At 59.5% G+C, this 25,765-nt stretch carries 22 protein-coding genes and 1 pseudogene; 11 read left to right on the top strand and 12 right to left on the bottom strand.

Features of this window, described 5'->3' with window-relative positions; translation table 11 throughout:
* Positions 1–3: 3 nt before the first annotated feature.
* Both lptG and lptF read right to left on the bottom strand, forming a co-directional pair.
* Positions 4–1,098, bottom strand: a complete 1,095-nt coding sequence (lptG, locus tag CHH27_RS03155) for an LPS export ABC transporter permease LptG (RefSeq protein WP_094070293.1) — start codon at positions 1,096–1,098, stop codon at positions 4–6.
* Complete coding sequence (lptF, locus tag CHH27_RS03160) at positions 1,095–2,282, bottom strand: LPS export ABC transporter permease LptF (RefSeq protein WP_094070294.1); 1,188 nt, start codon at positions 2,280–2,282, stop codon at positions 1,095–1,097. Before lptF ends, lptG begins: the two co-directional genes overlap by 4 nt.
* A gap of 234 nt (positions 2,283–2,516) precedes the next feature.
* Between lptF and CHH27_RS03165 the strand changes: the two are divergent.
* The 3 genes and pseudogenes from CHH27_RS03165 (at position 2,517) to CHH27_RS03175 (ending at position 5,398) form a co-directional block, all read left to right on the top strand.
* A pseudogene (locus CHH27_RS03165) lies at positions 2,517–4,015 on the top strand (leucyl aminopeptidase).
* 509 nt (positions 4,016–4,524) lie between these two features.
* Complete coding sequence (locus CHH27_RS03170; RefSeq protein ID WP_094070295.1) at positions 4,525–4,977, top strand: DNA polymerase III subunit chi; 453 nt, start codon at positions 4,525–4,527, stop codon at positions 4,975–4,977.
* Positions 4,978–5,005: 28 nt separating this feature from the next.
* Complete coding sequence (locus tag CHH27_RS03175; RefSeq protein ID WP_094074484.1) at positions 5,006–5,398, top strand: rhodanese-like domain-containing protein; 393 nt, start codon at positions 5,006–5,008, stop codon at positions 5,396–5,398.
* A gap of 22 nt (positions 5,399–5,420) precedes the next feature.
* Here the strand turns inward: CHH27_RS03175 and CHH27_RS03180 are convergent, their stop codons facing one another.
* A complete protein-coding gene (locus CHH27_RS03180) occupies positions 5,421–6,521 on the bottom strand; it encodes a hypothetical protein (RefSeq protein ID WP_157738661.1) in 1,101 nt (366 codons plus the stop codon).
* 401 nt (positions 6,522–6,922) lie between these two features.
* On the opposite strand from CHH27_RS03180, the gene CHH27_RS03185 reads away from it, so the two are divergent.
* Together CHH27_RS03185 and CHH27_RS03190 are read left to right on the top strand one after the other, a co-directional pair.
* Entirely contained in the window at positions 6,923–7,267 is a 345-nt protein-coding gene (locus tag CHH27_RS03185; protein WP_094070297.1) for a hypothetical protein, read from the top strand.
* A gap of 126 nt (positions 7,268–7,393) precedes the next feature.
* Positions 7,394–8,584 carry a glycoside hydrolase family 5 protein gene (locus CHH27_RS03190; RefSeq protein WP_094070298.1) on the top strand — a complete coding sequence of 397 codons (1,191 nt, stop codon included), beginning with the start codon at positions 7,394–7,396 and terminating at the stop codon, positions 8,582–8,584.
* 72 nt (positions 8,585–8,656) lie between these two features.
* Here CHH27_RS03190 and CHH27_RS03195 read toward each other — a convergent pair whose 3' ends face one another.
* The 3 genes from CHH27_RS03195 to CHH27_RS03205 all read right to left on the bottom strand — a co-directional run bounded on the left by CHH27_RS03195 (position 8,657) and on the right by CHH27_RS03205 (position 12,357).
* Positions 8,657–9,355, bottom strand: a complete 699-nt coding sequence (locus CHH27_RS03195; protein WP_094070299.1) for an HAD family hydrolase — start codon at positions 9,353–9,355, stop codon at positions 8,657–8,659.
* A complete protein-coding gene (locus tag CHH27_RS03200; protein WP_094070300.1) occupies positions 9,355–11,241 on the bottom strand; it encodes an ABC-F family ATP-binding cassette domain-containing protein in 1,887 nt (628 codons plus the stop codon). Before CHH27_RS03200 ends, CHH27_RS03195 begins: the two co-directional genes overlap by 1 nt.
* A 123-nt stretch (positions 11,242–11,364) precedes the next feature.
* Positions 11,365–12,357, bottom strand: a complete 993-nt coding sequence (locus CHH27_RS03205; RefSeq protein ID WP_208988492.1) for an alpha/beta fold hydrolase — start codon at positions 12,355–12,357, stop codon at positions 11,365–11,367.
* Between the two features lie 219 nt (positions 12,358–12,576).
* Here CHH27_RS03205 and CHH27_RS03210 point away from each other — a divergent pair, with 219 nt between their 5' ends.
* Positions 12,577–13,599: a helix-turn-helix transcriptional regulator gene (locus CHH27_RS03210; protein WP_094070302.1), complete on the top strand. Its 1,023-nt coding sequence runs from the start codon at positions 12,577–12,579 to the stop codon at positions 13,597–13,599.
* Here the strand turns inward: CHH27_RS03210 and CHH27_RS03215 are convergent.
* Positions 13,584–14,468, bottom strand: a complete 885-nt coding sequence (locus CHH27_RS03215; RefSeq protein WP_094070303.1) for a DUF4344 domain-containing metallopeptidase — start codon at positions 14,466–14,468, stop codon at positions 13,584–13,586. The genes CHH27_RS03210 and CHH27_RS03215 overlap by 16 nt on opposite strands.
* A gap of 250 nt (positions 14,469–14,718) precedes the next feature.
* Here CHH27_RS03215 and ndk point away from each other — a divergent pair, with 250 nt between their 5' ends.
* The 3 genes from ndk (at position 14,719) to CHH27_RS03230 (ending at position 18,699) form a co-directional block, all read left to right on the top strand.
* Positions 14,719–15,141 carry a nucleoside-diphosphate kinase gene (gene ndk / locus CHH27_RS03220; protein WP_094070304.1) on the top strand — a complete coding sequence of 141 codons (423 nt, stop codon included), beginning with the start codon at positions 14,719–14,721 and terminating at the stop codon, positions 15,139–15,141.
* Positions 15,142–15,314: 173 nt separating this feature from the next.
* Positions 15,315–16,442: a YHYH protein gene (locus CHH27_RS03225; protein ID WP_094070305.1), complete on the top strand. Its 1,128-nt coding sequence runs from the start codon at positions 15,315–15,317 to the stop codon at positions 16,440–16,442.
* A gap of 160 nt (positions 16,443–16,602) precedes the next feature.
* Complete coding sequence (locus CHH27_RS03230; protein ID WP_094070306.1) at positions 16,603–18,699, top strand: molybdopterin-dependent oxidoreductase; 2,097 nt, start codon at positions 16,603–16,605, stop codon at positions 18,697–18,699.
* Positions 18,700–18,904: 205 nt separating this feature from the next.
* On the opposite strand, the gene CHH27_RS03235 is transcribed toward CHH27_RS03230, so the two are convergent.
* Together CHH27_RS03235 and CHH27_RS03240 are read right to left on the bottom strand one after the other, a co-directional pair.
* A complete protein-coding gene (locus tag CHH27_RS03235) occupies positions 18,905–19,315 on the bottom strand; it encodes a DUF983 domain-containing protein (RefSeq protein ID WP_094070307.1) in 411 nt (136 codons plus the stop codon).
* Positions 19,316–19,472: 157 nt separating this feature from the next.
* Positions 19,473–20,867, bottom strand: a complete 1,395-nt coding sequence (locus CHH27_RS03240) for a PLP-dependent aminotransferase family protein (protein WP_094070308.1) — start codon at positions 20,865–20,867, stop codon at positions 19,473–19,475.
* Positions 20,868–21,168: 301 nt separating this feature from the next.
* On the opposite strand from CHH27_RS03240, the gene CHH27_RS03245 reads away from it, so the two are divergent.
* Positions 21,169–21,846, top strand: a complete 678-nt coding sequence (locus CHH27_RS03245) for a GNAT family N-acetyltransferase (RefSeq protein WP_094070309.1) — start codon at positions 21,169–21,171, stop codon at positions 21,844–21,846.
* A gap of 164 nt (positions 21,847–22,010) precedes the next feature.
* Entirely contained in the window at positions 22,011–22,886 is an 876-nt protein-coding gene (hdcA, locus tag CHH27_RS03250; RefSeq protein WP_094070310.1) for a histidine decarboxylase, pyruvoyl type, read from the top strand.
* A gap of 49 nt (positions 22,887–22,935) precedes the next feature.
* Here the strand turns inward: hdcA and CHH27_RS03255 are convergent, their stop codons facing one another.
* The 3 genes from CHH27_RS03255 to CHH27_RS03265 all read right to left on the bottom strand — a co-directional run bounded on the left by CHH27_RS03255 (position 22,936) and on the right by CHH27_RS03265 (position 25,731).
* Complete coding sequence (locus CHH27_RS03255; RefSeq protein ID WP_094070311.1) at positions 22,936–23,598, bottom strand: aspartate/glutamate racemase family protein; 663 nt, start codon at positions 23,596–23,598, stop codon at positions 22,936–22,938.
* An 8-nt stretch (positions 23,599–23,606) separates the two neighbouring features.
* Positions 23,607–24,446, bottom strand: coding sequence for an ABC transporter permease (locus CHH27_RS03260; protein ID WP_094070312.1), 840 nt, complete (start codon positions 24,444–24,446; stop codon positions 23,607–23,609).
* A 340-nt stretch (positions 24,447–24,786) separates the two neighbouring features.
* Entirely contained in the window at positions 24,787–25,731 is a 945-nt protein-coding gene (locus CHH27_RS03265; RefSeq protein WP_208988494.1) for an ABC transporter permease, read from the bottom strand.
* Between the last annotated feature and the right edge of the window lie 34 nt (positions 25,732–25,765).

Raw genomic sequence — 25,765 nt, forward strand, 5'->3', positions numbered from 1 at the left:
GCCTTAGCCATCTTCCTGATGCAAGAGAATTGTCAAACCCATAAGTACTCCAAATATTCCAGGCGCCCACGCAGCCACCAGGGGCGGGACGATACCCGCGCCCCCGAAGTCCTTGGCAAGCTCGGTTAGAACGTAAAGCACGAACCCGGACAGGATTCCACCCAGAATCATACTTCCTAACCCGCCAAACCTCGAAACTTTAAGGGAAACCGCGGCTGCGATCAAAATCATCGCGACCAAAAGAAGCGGTCGCGCCAGCAGTGTCTGATACTGCAAATTATAGCGATAGGCAGGTAACCCTGCGTTTCTCGCGAGTTCGATGAAGCGCGGCAGGTTCCAGAACGAAATTGATTCGGGCGAGCCGATGCTCTCACGAACTTCGGTTGCCGTCAGGAACGTGCTGACCTGATAACGGCCATAGGGCTGCGGATCCCGTTCGGTCGTGTAGACGATGGCATCGTCCAGGAACCAGATTTCGTCGCCGAGCCGGGCTTCGGCTGCCTCGATCCGCTCGCGGAAGGTGCCGTCCTTGTCGAAGGTGAAGATCGTGACACCGCGCAGTTTCGTACCGCCTTCAAGCAGCTGCTGGGCCAGAAGCACGGATTCGCCGTCAACGCCGTCCTGCCGCACCCACACGTCATTGGAGGACTGCAGCAGGAAGCTTTGTTCCGACCCGAACAGGCCCGAGGCAACTTCGTCCGACTTGTGCTGGAACCAGACCGCGGCAGGATTGTAAAGCGTGATCGACAGGACCCCGAGTACGATCCCGACAACGATGGCAGGCATGGAAAACTGCCAGACGGATATGCCGGAGGCACGGGCCACCACAAGTTCCAGCGCGCGGCTCAGCGTCACAAAGGCGGCAATCGCCCCAAACAGGACCGTGAAGGGAATGACCTGCTCCAGGAGCAGTGGAACACGCAAGGCAGAAATCAGCGCCACGCGCAGCACCGAGAAGCCTTCGCGGTCACCGCCGCGGCGCACCAGTTCCAGAACGTCGAACAGGAAAATCAGAACGGCGGCGAACAGAAACAGGCCGAGGATCGCTTTCAGGAACCGGCCGGAGAAATAGACGGAGAGGGTACGGCCGAGGATCATGCAGCGCCTCCGCTGCGGCGGCCGTTCAACCGGTCACCGATCGCATCAAGCAGATCCTGGATGCGCAACTGAAGGTCGCTCAGCCATTTCGGTTCCGCGCCGCGTTGTTCGCGGAAGATCGAGGCGAGGGCGAGCAGGCAGCCAAGCACCGGCACGATATAAAGCAGGCTCAGAAGAGCCGTTGAATCGCCTGAAACCGCCGTGACGCCGAAGCCGGTGGTTCTCAACAGGACACAGGCGCAGATCGCTCCGAGAACGGCAACCCCGCGGCCCTGCCGTGTCGTCCGGGCCTTGCCGAGGAAGGCAAAGACAATCAGGCCGAAGGCAAGACAGTAAAGCGGCTGGCTGAAGCGCTCGTGAAGTTCCTGGATCAGCTTTTCCGGGTTCTTCAGCGCATAGGCGTCGTTGCGGCCGGGAGACATCAGGTTCGTTGTGGTGCGCTCGCTGGCCTTGAAGACTGGTTCGCCGGCCTCCGGGATGAGATTGCTGAGATCGAAGGCGTAGGACTGAAAGCGGACGATTGAAATGTCGCCTTCCTGCTTCGGGCGCCGCTGGATTGTGCCGTTTTGCATCACCAGAAGCGTCCTGTCGGCGGCTTCGACGATCTGACCGGAATCGGCCTGGTAGGTGAAGGCCGTTTCCTCGTCCCGCGTGTCATGCAAAAGAAGCCCGTCAAGCGTGCCCTTGCCGGTCCGGTTGCGGATGTGAAAGGTAAGACCGCTCTCAACCGTGATGAACCGGCCGGGCTTGACGATGTTGGCGACCAGGTCTGCACGCACCCGCGTGATTTCCGTTCTAAGCTGGGCAAGCCCCATGGGCGCGAAATAGAGTGACATGCTCGCCGTCAGCATCATGACCACCAGCGAAAACAGCATGACCGGCTTCAGTACCAGGAAGCGCGACCCGCCGCTGGCATCGATCACGATCAGTTCGCTGTCGCCGGAAAGCGAATTCAAAACCAGGATCAGGGCAATCATCAGCGCGAAGGGTGCGACAATGACGATCAGGAAGGGCAGGGCCAGCATCGTGATGCCGATAAACTGAACAATGGTCTGGCCTTTTGACGTTACCAGATCGAGCTGGCGCAGCGCCTGGGTCGCCCAGACCACACCTGTCATGGCCGCGATCGTGAGCGTGAATGCATAGGCCGTCCGCCGGATGATGTAACGTTCGAGCGTTTTCATGAGCGCGCCGGACTAGATCCTTGCAAAAATGACGATAAACGGCCTGGCACCGAATAACACGGAATGTGGTGAATGGCCCATGAATAAGAATGGTAAATATACATTAATTTTTGCGGCTCTTGCCGAAAAGCTGTTGAAACCCCATGATTTGTGGCAGATGTCGCAATCCATGGGAGACGGCATCCAATCCTTCTACCGTCCATAGACGCCTCACTGAAATCACGAGACCGACGAATGACCAAACTTTCAAAGATTTCCTTTTCCAAAACGGCCGCTCCGAAGGGCGGTGTTGCAGTGATCCTGGCAGGCGATGGGCTTGCCCTGGGTTCTGTTGGCGAAGAGATCGTCTCCAGTCTCGAGGGGGGCTGAAACGCGTCGCCGATATCGCTGGTTTTTCAGGCAAGAAAAAGACCACGCTTGATCTGGTTGGTCCGGCCGGACTCGCGCTCGACCGGCTGATCGTTGTCGGGCTGGGCAAAACCGAGGAACTCTGCCGGGACGATTGGCGGGCCCTCGGGGGCGCTGTCTTTGCGGAATTGCAAAAGGTGAAGGCGGACGCGGCAACAGTTTTGCTGGAAGTGGCAGGCGAGGTCGGTCTGTCTGCTGATTTGGCCGCTGAATTCGCGATGGGGGCAAAGCTGCGTTCCTACGCCTTTGACGCCTACAAGACCCGCAAGAAGGATGACGACGCACCGAAGGGGCTGAAGCTCGCGCTGGGTGTGGAAGATACAAAGGCCGCCAAGAAGGCCTGGGTTGTCGCCGAGCCGATTGCCGATGGCGTTGTCCTGGCCCGAGATCTCGTGAACGAACCTGCCAACGTGCTCGGCCCGGTCGAGTTCGCCCAGAAGGCCAAGGACCTGGAAGCGCTTGGTGTTGAAGTCGAGATCCTCGGCGAGAAGGAAATGAAGAAGCTGAAAATGGCCGCTCTCCTCGGTGTCGCGCAAGGATCCGTGCGCCCGCCGCAGCTGGCCGTCATGCGCTGGAACGGCGGCAAGAAGGGCGTTGCGCCTGTCGCCCTGGTCGGAAAGGGCGTGGTGTTCGATACCGGTGGCATCTCGATCAAGCCGGCCGGCGGCATGGAGGAGATGAAGGGCGACATGGGTGGTGCTGCGGCCGTGGTCGGGGCCATGCATGCAATTGCGGGGCGCAAGGCCAAGGCGAATGTCGTTGGCGTGATTGGCCTGGTGGAAAACATGCCAGACGGCAACGCGCAGCGCCCGGGAGACATCGTCAAGGCGATGTCGGGAACAACCATCGAGATCCTCAACACCGACGCGGAGGGTCGTCTCGTTCTGGCCGACGCGCTGTGGTACACCCAGCAGAAATACAAGCCTGCCATCATGATCGATCTGGCAACGCTGACAGGCGCCGTCCTGGTGGCACTTGGCAATCTCAATGCCGGCCTCTTCTCCAACAATGACGAACTGGCCGACAATCTGCTCGCGGCGGGCAAGGCCAGCGGCGAGCCGCTCTGGCGCCTGCCGCTGTCCAAGGATTATGACAAGATCATCGACACACCCAATGCCGATGTGAAAAACACCGGCGGCCGCTGGGCCGGGTCCATCACGGCAGCGCAGTTCCTGCAGCGCTTTGCCAATGATGTGCCGTGGGCGCATCTGGACATTGCCGGCACGGCGTTCGGTGCGCCGAAGGACGACATCTGCCAGAGCTGGGCGTCAGGATATGGCGTCCGGTTGCTCAACCAGCTGGTCGCGGATCACTACGAAGGCTGACACCAGGTCCGTTTGGTGCTCCCGCCGTTTCAGAAAGCGGCGGGACGTCCGGTCACCGGAAATCGGAAATCTGCCAACAAAAAACCCGCCGGTTGGCGGGTTTTTCGTGAGTATCTGTTTGCTGGATCAGCAGGTCTTGTAAGCTTGGCAAGCAGTTGCCGGTTCGACCAGGAGCCCCATTCCGAGCGTGGCCCCTGCAACAACGGCCACCAACGCAAAAAACACAACAACTCGTGCAAGCATACAGCAAATCCCCTTTTGAGCTGGTTCGGGAAAACCGGTCACCAGCCGCTAAAATGATCCTTGGATCGTCCCCGGGAACGAACCCTAGTCAATCGACATTTTCGAAGGGTTAATGATACGAGTCTTCTGGCGTGTCCATGGCCGGTTTGCCGTTGCGGGAATTTGGTGACGCTGGTGTTGCGCAGCTGCATCACATTCCGGCTGGCCTCTGGATAAGCGGCTCAGGAAGGGCAGAAAATGCACATGAAGCGTGGTGATGGAACAAAATGAGCGTTGAAGTTGTTTTTTACCATCTGTTGCATAAACCTTTGGAGGCGGCCCTGCCGCAGCTGTTGCAAAAATGCCTGGAGCGGGACTGGAAAGTCGTGGTGCAGACAGGGTCGCAGGAGCGCTGCAACGCGCTGGATGCACATTTGTGGACCTTTGCCGATGACAGTTTCCTGCCACACGGCACCAGGGCAGACGGCTATGCCGAGCATCAGCCGATCTACCTGACCCCGGAGCAGGACAATCCGAACGAGGCAGACGTGCGTTTTCTGGTCGACCGGGCCGAGCCGCCGGCCCTTGGCGGCTACAAGCGCGCCATCTACATGTTCGACGGCAATGATGAGGGCGCGGTCCAGGAAGCCCGCCAGCGCTGGAAGGAAGCCAAGGCGGAAGGGTTCGAGATTGCCTATTGGCAACAGACGCAGGCAGGCGGCTGGGAACGGAAAGCGTAATCAAACGACGAAGGGCAGGGTGGTGACGATGAAAAAACTGAAACTCTCATCGGCCGAAATGGTCGAAAGGGCAAGGCAGCGGATCGAAGAGGTCGAGACGGCAGACGCGATCGCACTGGTCGGAGACCCGAACGTGGTGTTCGTCGATCTGCGCGACATTCGCGAGCGACAGAAACTCGGGTTCATTCCCGGCAGCGTGCATTGTCCGCGCGGCATGATCGAATTCTGGGTGGATCCGGAAAGCCCCTATTTCAAGGAGGTCTTTGCCGAAGACAGGCGTTTCATTTTCCACTGTGCCGCCGGCTGGCGGTCCGCCCTCACTGTCGCGACACTCCAGGACATGGGCTTTGACGCCGCCCATCTGAAGGAAGGCTTTGCGGACTGGCTGAAAGCGGACGGTCCGGTGGAGAAAACAGACTGAGCCGATCCAATCGGGAAGCGCTCTAGTTCTCGGTGCTTGTCAGACGCAAATCAGTGTCGGTCGGATCCGAAGTGCTTTCTGAGGCTTCCCGGATCTCGTCGATTTTTCCGTATTCGTCGCCAACGCCGAGCACTGACTTGGCCCAGTCCAGCAGTTCATCGTCCACATAGTCGTCGCCGTATTCCCTGACCCGGTTTTCATTGGCCATCGACAGAAGGGCCTCTGTCAGGGCGTCATCCGAAACATCTGTTGCCAGGGCATCGAGAGTGTCCTTTTCTGTCTGAAAGGCCGTCTCGGCATCCTTGAAATTGCTATAGGCGTCGCTTTCCAGCGTCTCTGTCAATGCTTGGCGCTCTGCGTCCAGCGCCGCGCGTTCGTCGTCAGTCAGGTCAGTTGTGTCCACCGCATCCAGTGCTGCGAGCCGGGCCTCCAGTTCTTCGCTGGTCAGGTCGGCGTAGGCGAAATCGTCATAGGCGGCGATTTCCGTCAGCAGATCCTTAAGATCGTCTCGCGCGCTGGTCAACTGGTCCTTGAGTTCCTCCAGGGCGCTCGACTGCTTCTCATAGGACAGCGAACTGTCGATATAGGCCTGAATCGCCGCCAGGTGGGGGCTGTTGGAGTTGATCAGCGCCCGGTAGTTTCGATTGAGTGAATTGAGGCGGGCGAGCTTGGCATTGAAATTCTTGGGTTTGCCACCTGGGTGAGCTTGAGGGGTGACGGCGACACTGGCCAGCTTAGCCCGTTCGGCTTTCGGGAGCCGGTGGCTCCTGGACTTGGTTCCACCACCTCTGGAAACGCTTTGACGTTTGCTGTCCTGGCGTTTGCCAAAGACGGAATTCAGAAAACCGCCAAGGCCGTTTCCGGATACGGCTTTGGCGTTGCCGCGATTGCCACTTCCTCCACCGTTGTTTGCCGACCTGCTGGAACTGGCATTGCCATTGCCATTACCATTGCTGTTTCCATTTCCGTTCCCGCCGCCATTGCCATTGCCGTTTCCGTTGCTGTTTTTTGCGAATGCATCGTCGACTTGCAGAAACTGCCAGGGCAGATCAGGCGTCAGTGCAGGGACGGATATCAGGGCGGCGGCGCCGATCAGGACTGTGATGGTTTTCGCAAGGGGCATCATGTTTCCTTCAACACCTAATGAAGACAGGGTTGTTTGGTCAGGCCGCACCTTATCGGACTGCCGGCGGTCGACAGGACAGAGTGGCGCGGAAATCAGAATGTTCTCTAACGACAACACCTAGAATTTGAGGCAATTCCAACAAATCTTGGAAACGTCCTTGGGGCGCATCGCGGCGGCGACCAGTCAGCTGTGTCCGGCACCAGATTGCACTGCCAATCTTTGGGCCGCACATTTCCCCAATCAAGAGCCGACCTTGCCCAAAATACGCCTCAAAGTCACATCTAAATAACTGACGTAAAAGCCACTTTTGAATTGTCCGCGTTGGCGGGAATCCGGTGGTTTCCCTCACCCAAAGGAGCGTGCAAGGTGCCGTCAGGCACTGTCGCACGAAGTCAATCATGAGACACAAACTTCTGGCAGCCAGCCTGCCGGTTCTTCTGTTCGCGAATTCCATTCCGGCAGCATCCGCATTCGAAATTCAGGCGGGTCACATTCGTTCAGAGGACGGGCAGCGTTATCTTTATCGCGAAAACGTGGAAATCCGATTTGCCCCCGAGGAGGCATTTGAAATCTCAGCGGATGAGATCACCGAGGAAGACGGTGCTACGCGCTATTCGGGCAATGTCCGTATCGCCTTCAAGTCCATGCGGTTGGAAGCGGATCAAATCAACCTCATTCGCGAGACAGATGGCGGACAATTGATCACCTCTGAAAACGCCGATCTCACGGTCCTGGACCAGTAAGCGGGCTCCAGCATCGGGTGCCAAAACGTGATGAGCAAACCCGGCAGGCTGTCGTCTTCGGCTGGCCTGCCGGTCTGTCTCCGCAAGTACAGATTTTCAATTCCGCCAAAACAGGACCAACACCACATGGCCAAACTGCGCCAAGCAGCTTTCCTGAGCGCGATCCTGAGTCTACCGCTGACAAGTGCCGGTCAGGCCGCAGATCTCATCGGCTTCTGGGACACACAGCAAAAGGGAGGCAACAGTTTTAACGAGCTGACACCCGACAAGGCCTATTTCGAGGCGTTGGCCGGAACAGGCGCGACCTGGGTGCGACTGACCTTCAGCAAATGGAAAGGCGAGGGGCGGGACTTTCTTCTTGGCAATGCCGACAATTATCAGGGCCTGCCGCAGGAAGATGTCGCCAAACTGCGCAAGGCGCTTGATGCCGCGCATTCGGCGGGCCTGAAGGTTGTCATTGTGCCACTCAGCCTGCCGGGGGCACGCTGGTCGCAGCAGAATGACGGCACGTTCGATGACCGGCTCTGGTCCGACCCGGCCTATGCGGACCAGGCCGTCCGGTTCTGGTCGGATGTGGCTGCCGAGTTCAAGGATCATCCCGCGATTGCAGCATACAACATCGTCAATGAGCCCGCCCCTGAAAAGACAACGGGTTTGGCGGAGAATGGTGCCATGAGCGATCTGGTTGCCTGGCAAGAAGAGCAGGTTGACGGTCCCAGGGATCTGGTGTTGTTCTACAACCGGGTCATCGCGGCCATCAGGAAAGAGGACACAGCAACACCGGTGATGGTGGATGCCGGCTATTATGCCAATCCTCGTTCTCTTGCCGCCTGGCCGGACAGGCTCAACGATGAGCGTGTCCTTTATGCCTTTCATATGTATGAGCCTTACGAGGCGACCAGCTCGGGCAACATGAAACGCGAAGAACCCTATCGCTATCCAGGCGTGACAACCCAATATGGCGGCGAGGCGCTCAGCTGGCGCAAGGCGGATGTCGTCGCGCATATCGACAAGGCCTTTGACTGGGCCGAAGAGCAGGGGCTGGCGCCGACCCGGGTTGTTGCAGGTGAATTCGGCTGTATGCGCCGCTGGCAGGATTGTGGCACCTATCTGAAGGACGTGATCGATGCCGTCGACGCCCGCGGTGGCCACTGGGCGTTCTATGCCTTCCGCGAGGAATGGGAGGGCATGGATTACGAACTCCCGCTGTCTTTGAAGCCCGGCCGGTTCTACTGGATGATGGAAGAAGGAAAGAGCGGCGACATTCCGAGGGACGGCAAACTGATGGAGCTGCTGAAAGAAGAGCTGAACGGGTAAGACCGGTCGGATGACCGGCACAACGTCAAAGTGCCGTCTCCAGGGAAGGGGACGGCACGAAGCAGGCGGTGTTTAACTCAACCGGGCCAGCAACTGCGGAACCTTGCCGATATTGTCCAGTCTGAAGAACCGCTCGTGGCCGATCGGCTCGTCGGCCTCTTCAAGGGCCCAGGTCATGTCATAGGGAACGTGTGCGCCATAAGCGCCGGCATTAAGGGCAGGCACAATATCCGACTTCAGGGAGTTGCCGATCATCAGTGCCTGTGCTGGTCCGCTGCCGTGCCTTGAAAACAGGGTCGCATAGGTGGCGTCGGTCTTTTCCGAGACGATCTCGATGGCATCAAAATGGACATCCAGTCCGGACGCCGTGACCTTTCGTTCCTGGTCGAAGAGGTCGCCCTTGGTGATCAGAACAAGCTTGTAATCGCCCTTCACCGCCTTCAGCGTGTCTTCCACGTGAGGGAGGGGTTCCACCGGATGCTTCATCATTTCGCGGCCGGCTTCGAGGATCTCGGCAATCACGTCGGCCGGCACGCGGCGGTCCGTTACCTCGATCGCCGTCTCGATCATCGACAGCGTGAAGCCTTTCACGCCGTATCCGTAATGCAGGACATTCCGGCGCTCGGCTGCCAGCAACCGCTCGGAGAGCTGGCTTTTTTCCGTATAATCCGCAAGCAGATCGGCAAAGCGGTCTTCGGTCAGGCGAAAGACACGCTCGTTGTGCCAGAGCGTGTCATCCGCATCGAAACCCAGCGTGGTAATTTCGGCCATCAGGACACCTCTTCGAATTCGGCGGAGAGTTCCAGCCATTCCTCTTCGGTCTTGACCAGTTTTTTCTCGCAGAAGGCCCGTTCCTTGGCAAACTTGGTTGCCCGTTCCGGTTCTTTTGCAAAGAACTCCGGGTCGGCGAGAGCCTCGTCGAGTCGGCCGATCTTGTCCTGAAGCCGGGCCAATTCCTTTTCCGCCGCGTCGATCTTCTGTTTCAGCGGTTTCAACTGGCTGCGCTTCTGGGCAGCTTCCCGGCGTTTTTCCTGGGCCGAGGCTTTTTCGGCGTCTTCGGCATCCGCCTTGTCGCGGGCCCTTTGCGCAGCCTCCGGTCCCTGCAGGATCAGGCGGCGGTAATCCTCCATGTCGCCATCATATGGCGCGACCTTGCCATCCGCGACGAGCCACAGGCGATCGGCACAGGCTTCCACAAGGTGGCGGTCGTGACTGATCAGCACCACGGCGCCCTGGAACTCGTTCAGCGCCATGACCAGCGCTTCGCGGCTGTCGATATCCAGGTGGTTGGTCGGTTCGTCGAGGATCAGCAGGTGCGGACCGTCGAAGGTGGCGAGCCCCAGAAGCAGACGCGCCTTTTCCCCGCCCGAAAGATCCTTGGCCGGTGTATCCATGCGGTCGGTCGGCAGCCCCATTCGGGCGACACGCGCACGGACCTTGGCCTCGGGCGCTTCCGGCATCAGGGCGCGGACATGAGCCACCGAGTTTTCGGCCGGTTTCAGTTCATCCAGCTGGTGCTGGGCAAAAAACGCGATCTTCAGCTTTGACGCCTTGGTAATCTCGCCGTCCATGGCGCCGAGACGACCGGAAATGAGCTTTGCGAACGTCGATTTGCCGTTGCCGTTTGCCCCCAGAAGCGCGATCCGGTCATCGGTATCGATGTTGAGCGTCAGCCGCGACAGAATTCTGGTGTCGCCATAGCCCGTGGCAACGCCTTCCAGCTTCAGGATCGGTGGTGCCAGTTGGGCTTCCGGATCGGGGAAATGGATGGGTTTGCTGCTTTCATCCGTCAATGCGGCGATCGGCTGCATTTTTTCCAGCATCTTCAGCCGGGATTGCGCCTGGCGGGCCTTGCTGGCCTTGTAACGAAAGCGGTCGACGAAGGCCTGCATGTGCTTGCGCTGGGCATCCTGCTTCTCCTTGGCCTTTTCGGCCAGGATCATCGCTTCGCGCCGCTGACGGTCGAAACTGTCATAGCCGCCGGAATAGTAGGTCAGCTTGCCGCGTTCCAGGTGAACAATGCTGTCCACGGCCTTGTTGAGAAGGTCCCGGTCGTGGGAGATCAACAGAACTTGGTGCGGATAGCGGGAGACATAATTCTCCAGCCAGAGCGTGCCTTCCAGATCGAGATAGTTGGTCGGCTCGTCCAGCAGCAGCAGATCGGGCTCGGAAAAGAGCACCGCAGCCAGGGCAACACGCATGCGCCAACCGCCCGAAAAGGATGAGCAGGGGCGCTGCTGAGCGTCGGCATCAAACCCGAGACCGGAGAGAATGGACCCCGCGCGTGCTTCAGCCGTGTGGGCTCCAATATCTGCAAGGCGGGTGTGGATTTCGGCAATCCGGTCCGGGTCGGTTTCCGTTTCTGCTTCCATGAGCAGCCGGCTGCGCTCGGTATCGGCCGCCAGCACCACTTCCATCAAGGTGTCTTCCGTGCCCGGCGCCTCCTGGGCCACCTGGCCGATCCGGGCTCTCTTGGGGATCTGCACGCCGCCAGTTTCGGTGCCGAGCTCGCCGGTGATGATCTTGAAGAGCGTCGATTTGCCGGCACCATTGCGGCCGACCAGCCCGGTCTTGGCCTTGCCGGGCAGGGTCACGCTGGCCTTGTCGATCAGGAGCCGGTCCCCGATCCGGTAAGTGAGGTCATTGATTTGCAACATGGGCGGGATGTTTGGCGAAGGCTCTCACCGGATGCAAGCGGAATCCTGCTTGAAACCGCGTGGAAACGGCGGGCTGTGGCATCACTGCACTCCTGCCCGCCGCCTTCGTCAAAGAACCGCCTGTCAGGGTGTCAAAAAATCCAATACCTCAGACAGGATACGGCGGTGCTGGCTTGCGCGTTCAACGGAACCTTTGACACAGACGATTTCATCGCCGGGCTCATGTTCTTTCAAAATGGCATATCCTGCCGGTTTGCATTGTCCCATGAAATCGAAATGCCCGGCGCCCTCCAGCTCAACATGATGAACCCTGTCCTGGGGGAGGGACGCGGCAAGTGCGCGGGATTCCCGGTCCTGGTCGAGCATGTCTGCCCTTTCGGCGCCCAGAACGAGGACGGGAATATCGAGGGCGGCAAGGCTTGGCCGCGACAGCACCGGGGTGCCGCCAAGGTCGAGGCTGACAATTTTCTTGACGCGGCTGTCCTTGCGCGAGACCGACATGGCCGCCTGGTCGGCCTCTGTCCTGGCAATGGACCATCCGGTCAGGACCTTGCAGGCAACGGGTTGGTCTTCGCCGGCACATGTGGTCTCGTATCGGGTCTGGTCAAATGTTGCGCCGGCCAGCAGCATGACCGTGAACCCGCCAAGAGAATGGCCGACGGCATGAATGCGGTTGATATCAATTCGGTCCCTGTAAGGACTTTCTTCAATGAGAAAGCTGATCAGGCGGCTGAGGTCGACCGGGCGATCCCAAAGCTTGCGGGTGTGGTCCGGGTCGCGGAGCCAGGAGCTTGTGCCCGGGTGGTTGACCATGGCGACGACATAGCCGCGCCTGGCAAGCTCGGATCCGAGCCAGGACTGGTTGAAGGTGTTGCCGTACATGCCGTGGGATACAACGACCAGCGGAAACGTTCCCTCCGCCGGCGGCCCGTCCGGATCGGCAGGTGCCATTTGCCAGACTTTGCTCTTGTTCGCGATCGGATGAATGTCCGGTGTGCTGGTCGGATACCAGATGTCGCCCGCGAGCGGCCGGTCCTGACGGTTGTCTTCTATGGTGATTTTCGAAACGCCAGGTCCGTAGGGCAGGGCTTCGCCGGCCTGAACGCCGGGTGACATTATCATCGCTCCGACAAGGGATACAGTCAGACAAAACAGGCGCGAAAACCGGAAAGGGTGGTTTGAAGACGGCAACATGAGATCTCCGTTTTGGGGTGCAAGCTGTCTTCATCAGATGCGTGGAAGAAGGCCTGTTGACAATCATGGCAGAGGCGATGTCCTGTCCTGAAACGTGATAAAGGACAGTGTCTTCAATGCGATTTCCGAAGTGGGGCTGACGTGATCAGCATTCCGGTGTCTTTTCTGCTTGCTGGCCTGTTTGCGGGACTTGCCTTTGCAGCGCTGGCCTGGCGGTCCTTGCCGGGGCTTTCGCGTGGCTTGTTTGCCGGTCTGTTCCTGCTCATGGCGCTGGAAGCGTCTCTCGTCGGCATGCGCTTTGCCTATGGCTTTTTCGAATTGCTGGCCGTGCAAAGAACACTTCCGGTCTGGGTGGCACCAGGTCTCTATCTCGCTTTCCGGTCCTTGACCGAGGCTGTCGGCCGTTTCCGGCGCAGAGCCGTTTTTCACGTGATCGTGGCCTGCGTGGTGACGATCGCCATGATGATCCCGGTTCCTGTCAGCGGGTATGTCGATGGCCTGATCGCGGCGAGCTACATGGTCTATACGCTGGCGCTGATCCGGCTGTGGCTGGAGGGGGGCGACTGTTTTTCGCAAGCGCCGACAGCGCTTGGCACACCGCTCAGAAAACTGCTTCTTGTTGCCGTCTTTGCCATGGCAGCAACTCTATTTGTCGATGTCTGGATCGCGCTTCTGTTCGCACAGGCGCAGCAGGATACCGCAGCTCGAGCGGTGTCGCTGGCAAGCCTTCTTTTTCTCGCCATAGCCCTTGCGCTCGTGCTTGTGTCGCTGCGCAAGCGTCCGAAAAAGCGAAAAGCAGATGGCATCGAAAGGGAGGATGAGGCAGACAGCGCCCTGGTTGAAACCGCCAGGAAGGTTCTGACTGACCAGGACCTTTTTCGCGATCCGAGCCTGACCTTGACCCGGCTGGCCCGGCGGGTTGGCGTGCCGGACCGGGACCTCTCCCACGCGATCAATTCCGTCACCGGTGGCAATGTCAGCCAGTTCGTCAATCAGATGCGGCTCGAAGAAGCGGCAAGACTTCTTGTCTCAACGGATGAACCGGTTGCGCGCATCCAGGATCAGGTTGGTTTTCTGACCCGCTCGAACTTCTACAGGGAGTTCCAGAAGGCGTATGGCGACGCGCCGGGCACCTACCGGAAAAAGGCTCAGTCGGCGGCCTGATCCTCGCTCGGCAGGCTCAGATAGATCGACGCAAATCCGCCGAGCAATTCGTGGCACAAGATGACTTCACGGGTCTGTGGATCCCAGAAGGCGTTTTCCTCGTCGCAGGTGGCGGCAAGGAAGGTCACTTCTTCCGGCAGCTCGTAAAACGTGTCCAGTTCCTCGGCGACGAGTTCCAGAAGACCGCTTTCCCTGATGAACACTTCCATCGATTTCAGACCGTCCGGTGCCGGTTCGTATTTCACCTTGATCTTGCCGCCGCGGCCGTCTTCCTCACGCACATAAGGATCCGTGACGACTTCCCAGGAATCGGCGGCCTGATCATAATCGAAACCGCAGGTTTCGATCCTTTCCTCCGGCAGGTCGAGTTCCAGTGCGAGCTCCAGAAAATCCTCTTCGTCAGCGCCGACCATCAGGCAGAGCATCCGGTAGCCACGCTGTTGATCGAGGTCGTGTTCGTCGTAGAAGATCAGGTCTTCATAGGCTTCTTCGGCAATCAGAAACCAGCCGATCATGGCCTGTTTGAGAAAGAGGTCCATGTCGTCCGTATCGGCGGACAGCATCGAGACGGTCGCCAGGTTGTCGACGGCGTCTTCTTCCTGGGCGAGAACGGGCAGTTCAAGCTCCGACACGAGCATGTGTCCGCCTTCGTGGTAAAGCGTGAACAGCGCATTACCGGCCACAAAGACAAAAAGTTCTTCGCGTTCTTCATCGCTCAGGGCCGCGATTTCTTCGTCCAGGGACAGGTGGGATTGCTGATCTTCCGGGGCGGCGGTGCTGGCCAATGCCGTGGGCGACGATGTCGCGACAAAGACAGTTACGAACGCAGCGTAAACAAACGACGGCAGAAGAGCGAAAAGTTCGAGCATTGTCTTGTCCCTGACAGGAGCTTATCGGCAGAAGAAACCCGGGTCATTCTGCTGTGTTTTGTTCAAAATAGGCGCTGCTGCAGGGCAACGCCAGAACATTGTATGCCGCAAAGAACGCTGTTGACATGAAATTGTCATGTCTGCGCCCCCTTGCGGGGTTGGCGGCGCCCCGTTATTAAGGCCGCGAAATTTGCGACATTTATGGTCCGGCAACCAGCCGGTCCGACCCTGTAACGAGAAAGACGAAACCATGGCGATTGAACGCACGTTTTCCATGATCAAGCCGGACGCCACCAAGCGCAACCTGACCGGCGCCATCACCGCCAAGCTGGAAGAAGCCGGCCTGCGCGTGGTTGCTTCCCGCCGCGTTTGGATGTCCCTGCGCGAAGCTGAAGCCTTCTATGCGGTTCACAAGGAACGTCCGTTCTTCGGCGAACTGACCGAATTCATGTCCTCCGGCCCGACCGTTGTTCAGGTCCTGGAAGGCGAAAACGCCATCGCCAAGAACCGTGAAGTCATGGGTGCGACCAACCCGGCTGAAGCTGCGGAAGGCACCATCCGCAAGGAATTTGCGCTGTCCATCGGCGAAAACTCCGTACACGGCTCCGATGCCCCGGAAACCGCTGCTCAGGAAATCGCGTTCTGGTTCTCCGGAACCGAGCTTGTCGGCTAAATCAGCCATCAAGAAGAATTCTGAAAAGCCGGTCCCTGGGGCCGGCTTTTCTTTTTGTTTCTGAAGAGCTCTCCAGACACACGCTGTTACATATTCGTGTGATTGTGCGACAGCATCCGGTGTCAATTCAGCCATACTGTCAGAGTTGGGCGACAAGGAACTGGAGAGATGAAATGCGTTTTTGCCTCGTGCTTGCCGGTGCGCTGACCGCATCGCCGGCAATGGCCCATGACAGCACGACACCCTTGCATGGCGAGGAGCCCGCCGAACACAGCCATATCGGCGAAGGCATCCTGAACTTCCTCCTGCCGGAGGCTGACGCCTCTGCAGATATTGCGATTGACGGCAATTCGCGCCGGATCAGAGCCAATGGCTATCCGATCAAACCACCGGGGCAATTTCCGAACCGCAACAACCCGCACGCCATTTCCAAGAAAAACTACAATCTGAAAGTGCCGGTGTCTCCACGCAAGAACGCTCGGGCCACCAGCGCGCAAGGCGCCGTTTTCGGCATCGCGGTCAATGGCGTGGTGATGGATCCGGGTACGGCGGAATTCTGGCAGAACAACCGCCGGTCCGGCTGGAATTACGAGGCGCTGGGCGGTGCCTGCAAGCTGGGGCTCGACAAGTACAACGCCCATGTGCAGCCGGACGGCACCTATCACTATCACGGCATCCCGACAGGCGTTCTCGCGTCCGAAGGTGGCAAGTCCGTTCCGGCGCTGATCGGTTTTGCAGCGGACGGTTTCCCGATTTACGGCCCTTATGGCTATGCCGACACGAAACAGAAGTCGGCGATGAAGAAGTTGAAAAGCAGCTATCGTGTGAAACAGGGAACCCGTCCTGACGGTCCAGGTGGCCGTTACAACGGCAAGTTCACGCAGGATTGGGCCTATGTTGCCGGCGCCGGCGACCTGGATCAGTGCAACGGCCGCTTTGCCGTGACACCGGAATATCCGGACGGCACTTACCATTATGTCCTGACGGACACGTTTCCCTTCATCCCCCGGTGCTGGATGGGCACCGCCGATGCCAGCTTCAAGCGTTTGAAGGGGCCAGGGCGGCGCGGCGCGCTGGAGGAAGAAGGTGAGGGCGCGACCATCGACTTTGCGGCATTGACCGACAACAGCGGCGCGGCCGTGACACTGATCCAGCACCAGGGCGGACGTCCACCGCGCTTACTGCCCGGGGGGCGCCCGCCACCACCGGGAGCCGGACGGCCCGGACGCGGCCCCCGCCAGGGCGGCATGCCACCAGGGGGTGGCCGTGCCGGGGGGCGCTCTCCCTGCAGCGGAAGTTAGGAACCGTCTTCAGCTGCAGCGCGGACGCCTGCCAGGCTGACGTGATGCCTGCCAGGTGACATTGTGACGGTGACGAGGAGGCGCTTGACGGCGCCTCTTTTTGTTTTCCATAAGGCAGGCTCGTAAACTGCCGTCGAGCCCAGCCAGGATTTGGATAGCCATGACGCTTGAGCCGCCCAAGAGCACTTTTTCCGCGTGTCCGCATGATTGTCCGTCAACCTGCGCCCTGGAAGTGCATTTCTATCCGCATGGCGATGTGCGCCGGCTCAATGGCGCCAAGGACAATGAGTATACGGCGGGCGTGATCTGCGCCAAGGTCGCGCGGTATGCCGAACGCCTCTATCACCCGGAACGCCTGATGACACCCTTGCGCCGGGTCGGCAGGAAGGGGGAAGGGCGGTTCGAGGAAATTTCCTGGGAGGCCGCGCTTGATCTGATCGCTGAAAAGTTCCTGGCCGCGGAAGCTGAGTTCGGCGCAGAGAGTGTCTGGCCCTATCACTATGCCGGAACGATGGGCCTTGTTCAGCGGGACAGCATCCACCGGCTGCGCCATGCCAAGGGCTATTCGCTCCAGTTCGACAGTTTCTGCACCAACATGGCCTGGACGGGATATGTTGCTGGAACGGGACGCCTTGCCGGACCGGACCCGCGCGAAATGGCTGTCTCTGACCAGATCGTCATCTGGGGCACCAACCCGGTGGCGACCCAGGTCAATGTCATGACCCACGCCATTGCCGCGCGCAAGAAACGCGGCGCCCGGATCATCGTCGTGGATGTCTATGAAACCGAGACGATGAAGCAGGCCGATATCGGTCTCGTCCTGAAGCCTGGAACCGACGCGGCGCTGGCTTGCGCCATCATGCATGTGCTCTTCCGGGACGGCTACGCCGACTGGGACTATCTGGAAGAATTCACCGACTGTCCGAAGGAGCTGGAAGCGCATCTTCAGTCCAAAACGCCGGATTGGGCCGCGGCCATCACGGGGGTGAGCGTCGCGCAGATCGAAGACGTGGCCAGGCTCATCGGCGAAACCAGGAAGACCTTCTTCCGTCTCGGCTACGGCTTCACCCGGTCCCGCAACGGCGCGGTCGGCATGCATGCAGCCTGTTCCATTGCGGCGATTACCGGCAGCTATAAATATGAAGGCGGTGGTACGTTTCACAACAACGGTGCCATCTACGCGCTCAACAAGGAAATGATCGAGGCCGGGTCCCTGAAGGACCCGTCCGTGCGGGCGCTCGACCAGAGCCTTGTCGGCCGTATTCTGACAGGGGATGACGCCGCGCTTTTAGGTGGTCCGCCGGTCAAGGCGATGCTGATCCAGAACACCAACCCGATGTCGGTTGCGCCGGAACAGGACCTGGTCAGGCAGGGCTTTGCCAGAGAGGACCTGTTCACGGTCGTCCATGAACAGTTCCTCACCGAGACGGCGCAGATGGCCGACATTGTCCTGCCGGCGACCCAGTTCCTGGAGCATGACGACATCTACAAGGGCGGCGGTCACCAATATCTGATGCTGGGGCCCAAAGCGGTGGAAGCGCCGGAAGGACCAAGGGAAAACATCTTTGTGATCAACGAGATCGCACGGCGCGTTGACTCAAAACCTCATCCCGGATTCGACATGAGCGCGCGCGACCATATCGACTGGATGCTCCAGAAGTCCGGCTACGGCACGCTGGTTGAGCTCGAGACGAACAAATGGATCGACCTGCAGCCCGATTTTGAAACAGCTCATTACCTCAGCGGTTTCGGCCATGCGGACCGCAAGTTCCACTTCAAACCTGACTGGGGCCGATCGGCCGCGCCGAACAAGCCGGAGGGCGAACCGTTCGGTCCCTGGGCGTCCATGCCTGAACTGCCCGATCAATGGGACAGCATCGAACAGGCCGACGACGCGCATCCGTTCCGGCTGGTGACGGCACCGGCACGGTCCTTCCTCAATTCCTCCTTCAACGAGACCGAGAGCTCGAAGAAGAAGGAAGGGCGCCCGGAAGTCTGGCTCAGGCCGGAAGAAGCTGCCCGCTTCGGCATCGAAGACGGTGCCAGGGTGCAGATGGGCAACAAGCGCGGTGTCGTGACACTTCACGCAAGGCTGGTAGACACCGTCGCCCCGGGGACCGTGATCTCGGAAGGCATCTGGCCGAACGACGCTTTCGAGGACGGCAAGGGCATCAACACACTGACCGGCGCCGACCCGGTCGCGCCTTACGGCGGTGCGGCGTTTCATGACAGCGCGGTCTGGGTGAGGGCGGCTTAAGCTGCTTTTCGGCAGAACATCTGATAGCGCGCCACACCCCCCGGCGCCCTCTTCGGAGGGACAGTGATGGTATGGCGTCGGTTGTGTGTGGGAATTCTTGGGCCCGCAAACATGAAACACCAATAAGGGCGGCGCACCGCCCGTCCGGTGCTAACCGCCCTCTCAGGTCAAGCCTGGCCTTAATCTGGTTTGGGGCTCCCGGATATCAGGTCTGGCTTTCTGAGCTTGGCGTATCCTCCGGCGTGACCAGACGACCTTCCTCGGCCTTGTAGAAATACTGGCTGGCAACCAGCCAGCCCTTCAAGGGGCGCAGGATCGGAATGCAGGTCAGGAGGATGAGAGGCAGGGTCGTGACCAGATGCACCCAATAGGGGGCGGTGAAGGCGATTTCCAGCCAGATGGCGAAGGCGACCGCCGGCACGCAGCCGAAACAGATCACGAAAAAGGCCGGCCCGTCGGCCGGGTCGGCGAAGCTGTAGTCGAGGCCGCAATGGCTGCAGCCTTTCTTGAGCTTCAAAAATCCGTCGAAAATGCTGCCTTCGCCGCAGCGCGGGCAGCGGCCCCTGATGCCGGTCTGGATCGGCGGCAATTCGGGCCAGCTTTCAGATGTGCTCATGAAACGCTCTTTCCTGCTCGGCGTCACACCTGCAACGCCGTTTTGGTGTCCAGTCAAAGAGTAAATGACTGGAAGTGATTGCAGTCAAAGATAGGCAAAAATTTCTCAAGCGCAAGCGGATTGACTGCGGCAGATTGCCGTCGTCATGTTAGCCGCTTCAGAAATAGGTGGCCGCCGACTGAGGCGGTGTTGCCAGCGTCGCGGCGATTGCATTGAGGGCCGTGTCGACCTGACCGCGGCTGACCGGTCCTCCAAAGCACAGGCGCACGGCATTCGGGGCCGGTCCACCGGCTGCAAAGGCATCGCCTTCGACCAGTCCGAAGGATTGCGCACGGACCTGGCTGACAAGCGCTGACGGGGTCCAGCCATTATCGAGATGTAGCCAGAGGTGGAACCCGTCCGGATCGGCGTCGAAGCGATGGGCCTTCAGATGCCGTCTGGCGAGTGCCTGCCGTGCCGCACTTTCCTGCCGGATGTGTTGCAGCAGGGATTGGGCGGTGCCGTCCTCGATCCAGCGGGTGGCAAGAGCCGAAGTCAGGGGGGAAACCATGATGCTGGCGGTGCGCAGGGCCCGGTTGAACTGCCACGCGGCATTCTGGTCAGGCGCGATCACATGGGCGAGGCGCAGGCCGGCGCCCAGGCTCTTGGAAAGGGACCCGATATACCAGGTCAGGTCCGGAGCAAGGCTTGCGATGGGCGAAGGTTTTGCGCGGCCGAGCTGGCCGTAGGCATCGTCCTCCAGAATTGGCAGGCCCTGACGGCGGGTGACGGACACAAGCTCTAGCCGCCGCTCATAAGGCACGGTGCGCGTGGTTGGATTGTTGAGCGTCGGATTGAGATAAAGCGCCTTCAGTCCGCCCTTGGTGCAGGCTGTCTCCAGTGCATCCGGGTCCGGCCCGTCCGCATCGGTGGGCAGGCCGACAAGCTCAAGTCCAAGCTGGGCGCAAAGGGAGCGGATCCCCGGATAGGTGATCGCTTCGCAGGCTATTCGGTCTCCCGGTCGGGTCAGCGTCGTCAGGGCGGCGGTCAGCGCGGCCTGTGCGCCCGGGGCGAACTGTATGTCTTCCGGTTGCGGTATGAGGCCAACGGTCTTGAGCCAGCGTTGCGCCATCTGACGGTCCGGGTCTGACGCGGAAAACGTCTGGTAACGCAACAGAGGTGCAAGATCGGTTGCCAGGGAAACGTAACTCTCCTGCATCCGCTCGCGTAGCTCGGCAGTGTCCGGCTCCGGCGGCAGGTTCATGGAGAAGTCGGCTGCCCGCTCGGTCAGACGGTTGTCCGTTTTGGCTGTTTTTGCCGGCGCCGCATCAGGGCCCGTGACAAAGGAGCCGCTACCAACCCGTGAGGCAATCAGACCGCGCCGCCGGGCTTCGGTATATCCGCGCGCAACGGTGGTGAAGTCGAGGCCCAGCCGTCCGGCGAGCTGACGCTGCGCCGGCAACTTGTCTCCCGGGGACAGGCGTCCCGATTTCAGATCCGCCTCGATGGCATCTGCAATGGCGATGTAGCGAGGAGCGTCGCTTGCGGCAAGGTCCGGGGACCAGAGTGTCATACCGTGTCTCAATTTCAAAATTGAATGGATAATTGACTGTATATCTGAAACAGATGATTGTCGTCAATGGTCTGGGTAAACAGCCCGTTCGCGGTTGAAAGGTGGTTTTTCCTTCTCGGTCTTTGCCCTGTCTCCCATTTGACCTGGAGGGGATGCCTTTGAAGTTGCCCCTTGGGAGATTTCGCGAGTAGACGTGCGCCTCATATGGTGGGCTGGTCCACAAGGTCTTGGCAAACTGGTTCTTTTCGGGGTGCCGGTGTCCTAGTAGACAGGGTTTGAACCGCTTAGCCCGGAGGGCAAGGTGCACGACGATCTCAGCCAATGGACAGCCCGCAACCGGCCGGAACGCCGGCGCTTTGACGGCCGCTATGTAATCCTCGAACCGCTGGACCCTGCACGTCATGGTGCACAGCTTTTCGAGGCCTCCAGCGTTGCCGATGCGGATCAGCGTTTTAAATGGCTGCCCGAGTATCCTCCCGCGTCCAAGGCCGAGTTTCAGTCCTGGCTAGAGGAAAAGGCAACCAGCGAAGACCCGCTGTTTTTTGCCGTGATCGACAAGGCCACGGGCAAAGTGGCTGGCCGGCAGACCCTGATGCGGATCGACGAGGCCAATGGCGCGATCGAGATCGGCAATATCTACTGGGGGCCGTTGATTGCCCGCACCCGGGCGGCGACCGAAGCGTTGTACCTGTTCATGAAATACGCTTTCGACGATCTGGAGTACCGCCGCTTTGAGTGGAAGTGCAACAACGACAATGCCCCCTCCAGAAAAGCCGCGCAGCGGTTCGGCTTTCAGGAAGAAGGCGTCTTTCGCCAGCACCTGGTGGTAAAGGGGCAGAACCGCGATACGGCCTGGTTTTCCGTGATCGACAAGGAATGGCCGGGGCTCAAGGCGGGTTATGAAGCCTGGCTCGCACCGGATAATTTTGACGCCGAGGGTGGTCAGATACGCCGTCTTGCCGACTGTATCGACCTTTAAGCGGTGTCGCCTTGGAGCCCTGATTGAGATCGATTAAATTAAAGGTGGTGTGTCTAAAATTATGAAACGATAAATTGCAGATCCTCTCCGTCAGGTGTTTAATGGTTTGAAACCGAGAGTTTCGCGCTGTCATCGCAAGGCGCGTTGTTTCAGGGGAGGGGCACATGCGCAAGACCATTTCCACCATCGATCGCACGGCCATCAGCGGCTATCCGAATTTCTGTGACGGTTACGCCCGTCCGGGGAATACCGGCAACGGCTATGTCTCGGTAGTGAAGGTTGCGACGGGGACCGTTGAAAAGACGGATGATTTTCTTCTTGATGGCATCGTCGCCTATGATCGGGCGGAGGCCAATGATGCCTATATCGGCCAGATCAACATGGAGACGGCGTCTTCCTTTTGCGGCATAGCCGGCAATGTCTGGGGTTACGATCTTGCCTATAACAGCGCGCTCAACACGCTGCAGCCGATGTTCACCGTCAAACAGTATGACGGCACCGATCTGCCGGTGTTCAATGCCGGTCCCCTGATCGATGCCGGCATGTCCCTGTTCGGAACGGAGCCGCATCGCCGGTTTCCGCCGGCGCCGGGTGCACATGTCATCTGTGCCAACAAGAGCACAACCAATTCAAGGCCGCTCACCGGCGCGCCGGACCCGGCCAGGAACGAAGCCTACGGTGTCTGGTGCTACATCGCTCTGTCGATCACCCGGGACCGTTACAACTCGGCGGATCTTTTCATCGAGGATGCCGGAACCTGGACCGAAAATGACGATCCGGCCGCCCTGGAAGCTTATCTGGAAGACCATCAGCGGTCCGTTGCCTGGAGTATTGTGGCCTGTGGCAAGGACCAGTCGGTGCTCTACGACCGGACGTTCTTGTCCTATGCCTATGTGATCATGCGGCCCGGCTTTGTCGGCACGGCCCTGACCGTTGCCCCCTATGTCACGCTGGCCCAACGGGCAGTTCCACCCTCCGGCTTCAACACGCTTTACGACATGACACTGGCCGACTGGGAGCAGGCGGTCGGATTTGCCTGACGTATGAGACGGCTGGCTGCCGCAGGGTGTTACTTGTTATCGACGCATGTCACTTGGCCACCATCTCCGCGAACCTCACGGCCGACGCGACACCGTCGATCACCGGAACCTGGAACCTGGTTGTCAGGTCGGCGGCAAGATCTGCCATACCGGCGCAACCCAGGGCGATAGCGCCAACGCCGTCCATCCGAAGGGCCGTTGCAATCTCGGCTTCAATGCGTTGGCGTGCATCGCTGTTCGGGTCTTCCAGCTCCAGAACCGGCACATCCGAAGCACGCACACGGGCGCAGCGGGGGGCAAGACCGACGCGTTGCAGATTGCCTTCCAGAACGGGCACGGAGACAGGCAACGTGGTGACGACCGAAAATCTCGGCGCAGCGACGGACGCAACGTGATAGGCCGCCTCGCCAATGCCGACCACGGGAACAGGTGACCTGGCCTTCAGATCGAACAGGCCCGTGTCGTCGAAACAGGCGATGATGACGGCGCTGATGCTTTGATCCGTCTCCAGTGTTCGGTCGAACAAGACGTTGAGCCCGGGCAGGGCGGCGGCGCCGTCGGCCGCGCCCTGAATGGCTGCCGGTCCCTGCAGCGGATTGATGGCCGTAATCCGGGTGCCAGGACCGGCTGCGGCACGAGCAGCGGCCGCAATCTTGTTCGTCATCGACGCCGTTGTGTTCGGGTTGATGACGAGAATGTGGGTCTCCTTCATGGCCAGCCTCAGACGAGCCCTTTGCCCGCATCGGTGCCGAGCCTGGACCGGCGGCGGTTCAGTGTGACGACGACTGCCAGGAACACGCCGATGATGACGAAGGAAAATGCGGTCGTCAGCGTGCCGAGAGCGAAGATCACCGGTGTCGTCACGTTGGTGGTCATGCCGTAGATCTCCAGAGGCAGCGTGTTGTAGCTGCCTGCGGTCAAAAGGGTTCGGGCGAATTCGTCATAGGAAAGAGTGAAACCGAACAGCGCGACCCCGATCAGCATGGGCGCGATTATCGGCAACACGACATGACGGATGGTCTGCCAGGCCGTTGCCCCCTGGTCGCGCGCAGCTTCCTCGTAGGATTTGTCGAAGCGGTTGAACACCGCAAACATGATCAGGAGCCCGAAGGGCAGGGTCCAGGTGAGCTGCGCGCCAAAACCCGAGGTCGACCAGTGCACGGCAAGTCCCGACTGGGAAAAGATCAGGCCGACGCCGAGGGAGATCAGAATGGAAGGGATCACCAGCGAGGTGATGATCAGGTAGAAAACCAAGCTCGATCCCGGAAAGCGCTTGCGAAAGGCGAGGCCCCCCATGACGGAGACGACAACGGTGGTCGTCATCACCATCAGGCCAAGTGTCAGCGAGCGGGCAAAACTGCCCCAGATGTCGCCGACCGCCTGTTGCCGGAAGAGGTCCTGAAACCAGTGCAGGGACACGCCGCGCATCGGAAAGGTCAGCCCGCCCTGAGGTCCCTGGAAACTGAGGATCGCGATCGTGATGGTCGGGCCGTACAGGAACACCAGAAACAGGGAAAAGAAGGCGGTAAGCACATAGAAGGAGCGGCTGCGTTTATCCATGGTTCATGGCCTTATCTGTGAGCAGCAGAGGAGCGCCGATTTGAGGCAGACAGGAATTACGAAGAAACCAGGCACTTGCGGGCCTTCCGGTGTCACCCCGGACAAGCGAAGCGCACAGCCGGGGCCTACTTTCAAGTTTGCCTGGCAAGGCTTTCGAGATTTTGCTCCATCGCTGCAGCACCAAAAGTGCGATCTGGAAGCGAGTGGGCCCCGGGTCTCCCTTTGGTCGCCCGGGGTGACACTGAGATCTTGCGCGCATGGACTGGTTGAGAGAGACCCACGGCGCTCGGTCTTGATGACAAGAAAGGCCTTTCAGCTTGTGATACTGGCTCCTCATACCTCAAAGCTCCTTCCGGATGTCGACAAAGCGCAGCAGGATCGAGATCACCAGAAGCACGGTGATGAGGAGGATGACGGCGGTTGCAGCCGCGGATGGATATTGCAGAAGCGCGATGTCATTGGAGATCAGGCGGCCCACATTGGCCGATTGGCTGCCGGACATGAAACGCACGGTGATGAAATCGCCCATCACAAGTGTCACCACGAAGATCGATCCGATCATGATGCCTGGCTTGGTGAGCGGGATGATCACATTGGTGAGCGTCTGCAGTCCGGACGCGCCATTGTCATAGGCGGCCTCGATCAACGATTTGTCGATGCGCATCATCGTGTTGAAGATCGGAACCACCATGAACAACGTGTAGAGGTGGACGAAGGCCAGGATCACCGAGAAATCGGAAAAGAGCAGCCAATCCAGCGGCTCGTCGATCACACCCATGGAAATCAGCGTCGAATTGGCAATGCCGTTGCGGCCCAGAAACGGGATCCAGGAGATCATCCGGATAATGTTGGAAGTCCAGAACGGGATCGTGCACAGAAGAAAAAGAACGATCTGCCAGGTCAGCGTCCTGACATGAAACGCCAGGAAATAGGCAACCGTGAATCCGATCGCCAGCGTAAGCGCCCAGGTGATCAGCGCATATTTGATGGTGTTGAAAAACACCTGGTAGGTGACCGGTGACGTCAGCAGGAATTCATAATTGTCGAACTGGAATGCCGGATAGATGGAAAATTCCGTTGCGCCCCAGAAACTGACCACCACGATCATTGCAATAGGCAGGACCAGAAAGAAAAACAGCACCAGAGTGAGCGGCAGCGACAGCAGCCAGCCGGACAGCGCATCGGACAGACGGTGCAGGCCAAAAGAGGGGTTCTCCTTTGTTGGCCGGACCGGCTCAACAGCCGTGCTGTCCTTGTGCAGGAAGAGATGCGTCTGGTCCGTCATGTGTTTCTGGCCTGAATGAGGGGCAGGGTGGAGA

The organism is Labrenzia sp. VG12 (assembly GCF_002237595.1).
Lineage (GTDB): Bacteria > Pseudomonadota > Alphaproteobacteria > Rhizobiales > Stappiaceae > Roseibium.

Bases quoted from the DNA above. Each gene is read 5' to 3' on its own strand.
- lptG (WP_094070293.1), bottom strand. From the start codon at position 1,098: ATGATCCTCGGCCGTACCCTCTCCGTCTATTTCTCCGGCCGGTTCCTG.
- lptF (WP_094070294.1), bottom strand. From the start codon at position 2,282: ATGAAAACGCTCGAACGTTACATCATCCGGCGGACGGCCTATGCATTC.
- CHH27_RS03170 (WP_094070295.1), top strand. From the start codon at position 4,525: ATGAGCGTTGAAGTTGTTTTTTACCATCTGTTGCATAAACCTTTGGAG.
- CHH27_RS03175 (WP_094074484.1), top strand. From the start codon at position 5,006: ATGAAAAAACTGAAACTCTCATCGGCCGAAATGGTCGAAAGGGCAAGG.
- CHH27_RS03180 (WP_157738661.1), bottom strand. From the start codon at position 6,521: ATGCCCCTTGCGAAAACCATCACAGTCCTGATCGGCGCCGCCGCCCTG.
- CHH27_RS03185 (WP_094070297.1), top strand. From the start codon at position 6,923: ATGAGACACAAACTTCTGGCAGCCAGCCTGCCGGTTCTTCTGTTCGCG.
- CHH27_RS03190 (WP_094070298.1), top strand. From the start codon at position 7,394: ATGGCCAAACTGCGCCAAGCAGCTTTCCTGAGCGCGATCCTGAGTCTA.
- CHH27_RS03195 (WP_094070299.1), bottom strand. From the start codon at position 9,355: ATGGCCGAAATTACCACGCTGGGTTTCGATGCGGATGACACGCTCTGG.
- CHH27_RS03200 (WP_094070300.1), bottom strand. From the start codon at position 11,241: ATGTTGCAAATCAATGACCTCACTTACCGGATCGGGGACCGGCTCCTG.
- CHH27_RS03205 (WP_208988492.1), bottom strand. From the start codon at position 12,357: ATGTCACCCGGCGTTCAGGCCGGCGAAGCCCTGCCCTACGGACCTGGC.
- CHH27_RS03215 (WP_094070303.1), bottom strand. From the start codon at position 14,468: ATGCTCGAACTTTTCGCTCTTCTGCCGTCGTTTGTTTACGCTGCGTTC.
- ndk (WP_094070304.1), top strand. From the start codon at position 14,719: ATGGCGATTGAACGCACGTTTTCCATGATCAAGCCGGACGCCACCAAG.
- CHH27_RS03225 (WP_094070305.1), top strand. From the start codon at position 15,315: ATGCGTTTTTGCCTCGTGCTTGCCGGTGCGCTGACCGCATCGCCGGCA.
- CHH27_RS03230 (WP_094070306.1), top strand. From the start codon at position 16,603: ATGACGCTTGAGCCGCCCAAGAGCACTTTTTCCGCGTGTCCGCATGAT.
- CHH27_RS03235 (WP_094070307.1), bottom strand. From the start codon at position 19,315: ATGAGCACATCTGAAAGCTGGCCCGAATTGCCGCCGATCCAGACCGGC.
- CHH27_RS03240 (WP_094070308.1), bottom strand. From the start codon at position 20,867: ATGACACTCTGGTCCCCGGACCTTGCCGCAAGCGACGCTCCTCGCTAC.
- hdcA (WP_094070310.1), top strand. From the start codon at position 22,011: ATGCGCAAGACCATTTCCACCATCGATCGCACGGCCATCAGCGGCTAT.
- CHH27_RS03255 (WP_094070311.1), bottom strand. From the start codon at position 23,598: ATGAAGGAGACCCACATTCTCGTCATCAACCCGAACACAACGGCGTCG.
- CHH27_RS03260 (WP_094070312.1), bottom strand. From the start codon at position 24,446: ATGGATAAACGCAGCCGCTCCTTCTATGTGCTTACCGCCTTCTTTTCC.
- CHH27_RS03265 (WP_208988494.1), bottom strand. From the start codon at position 25,731: ATGACGGACCAGACGCATCTCTTCCTGCACAAGGACAGCACGGCTGTT.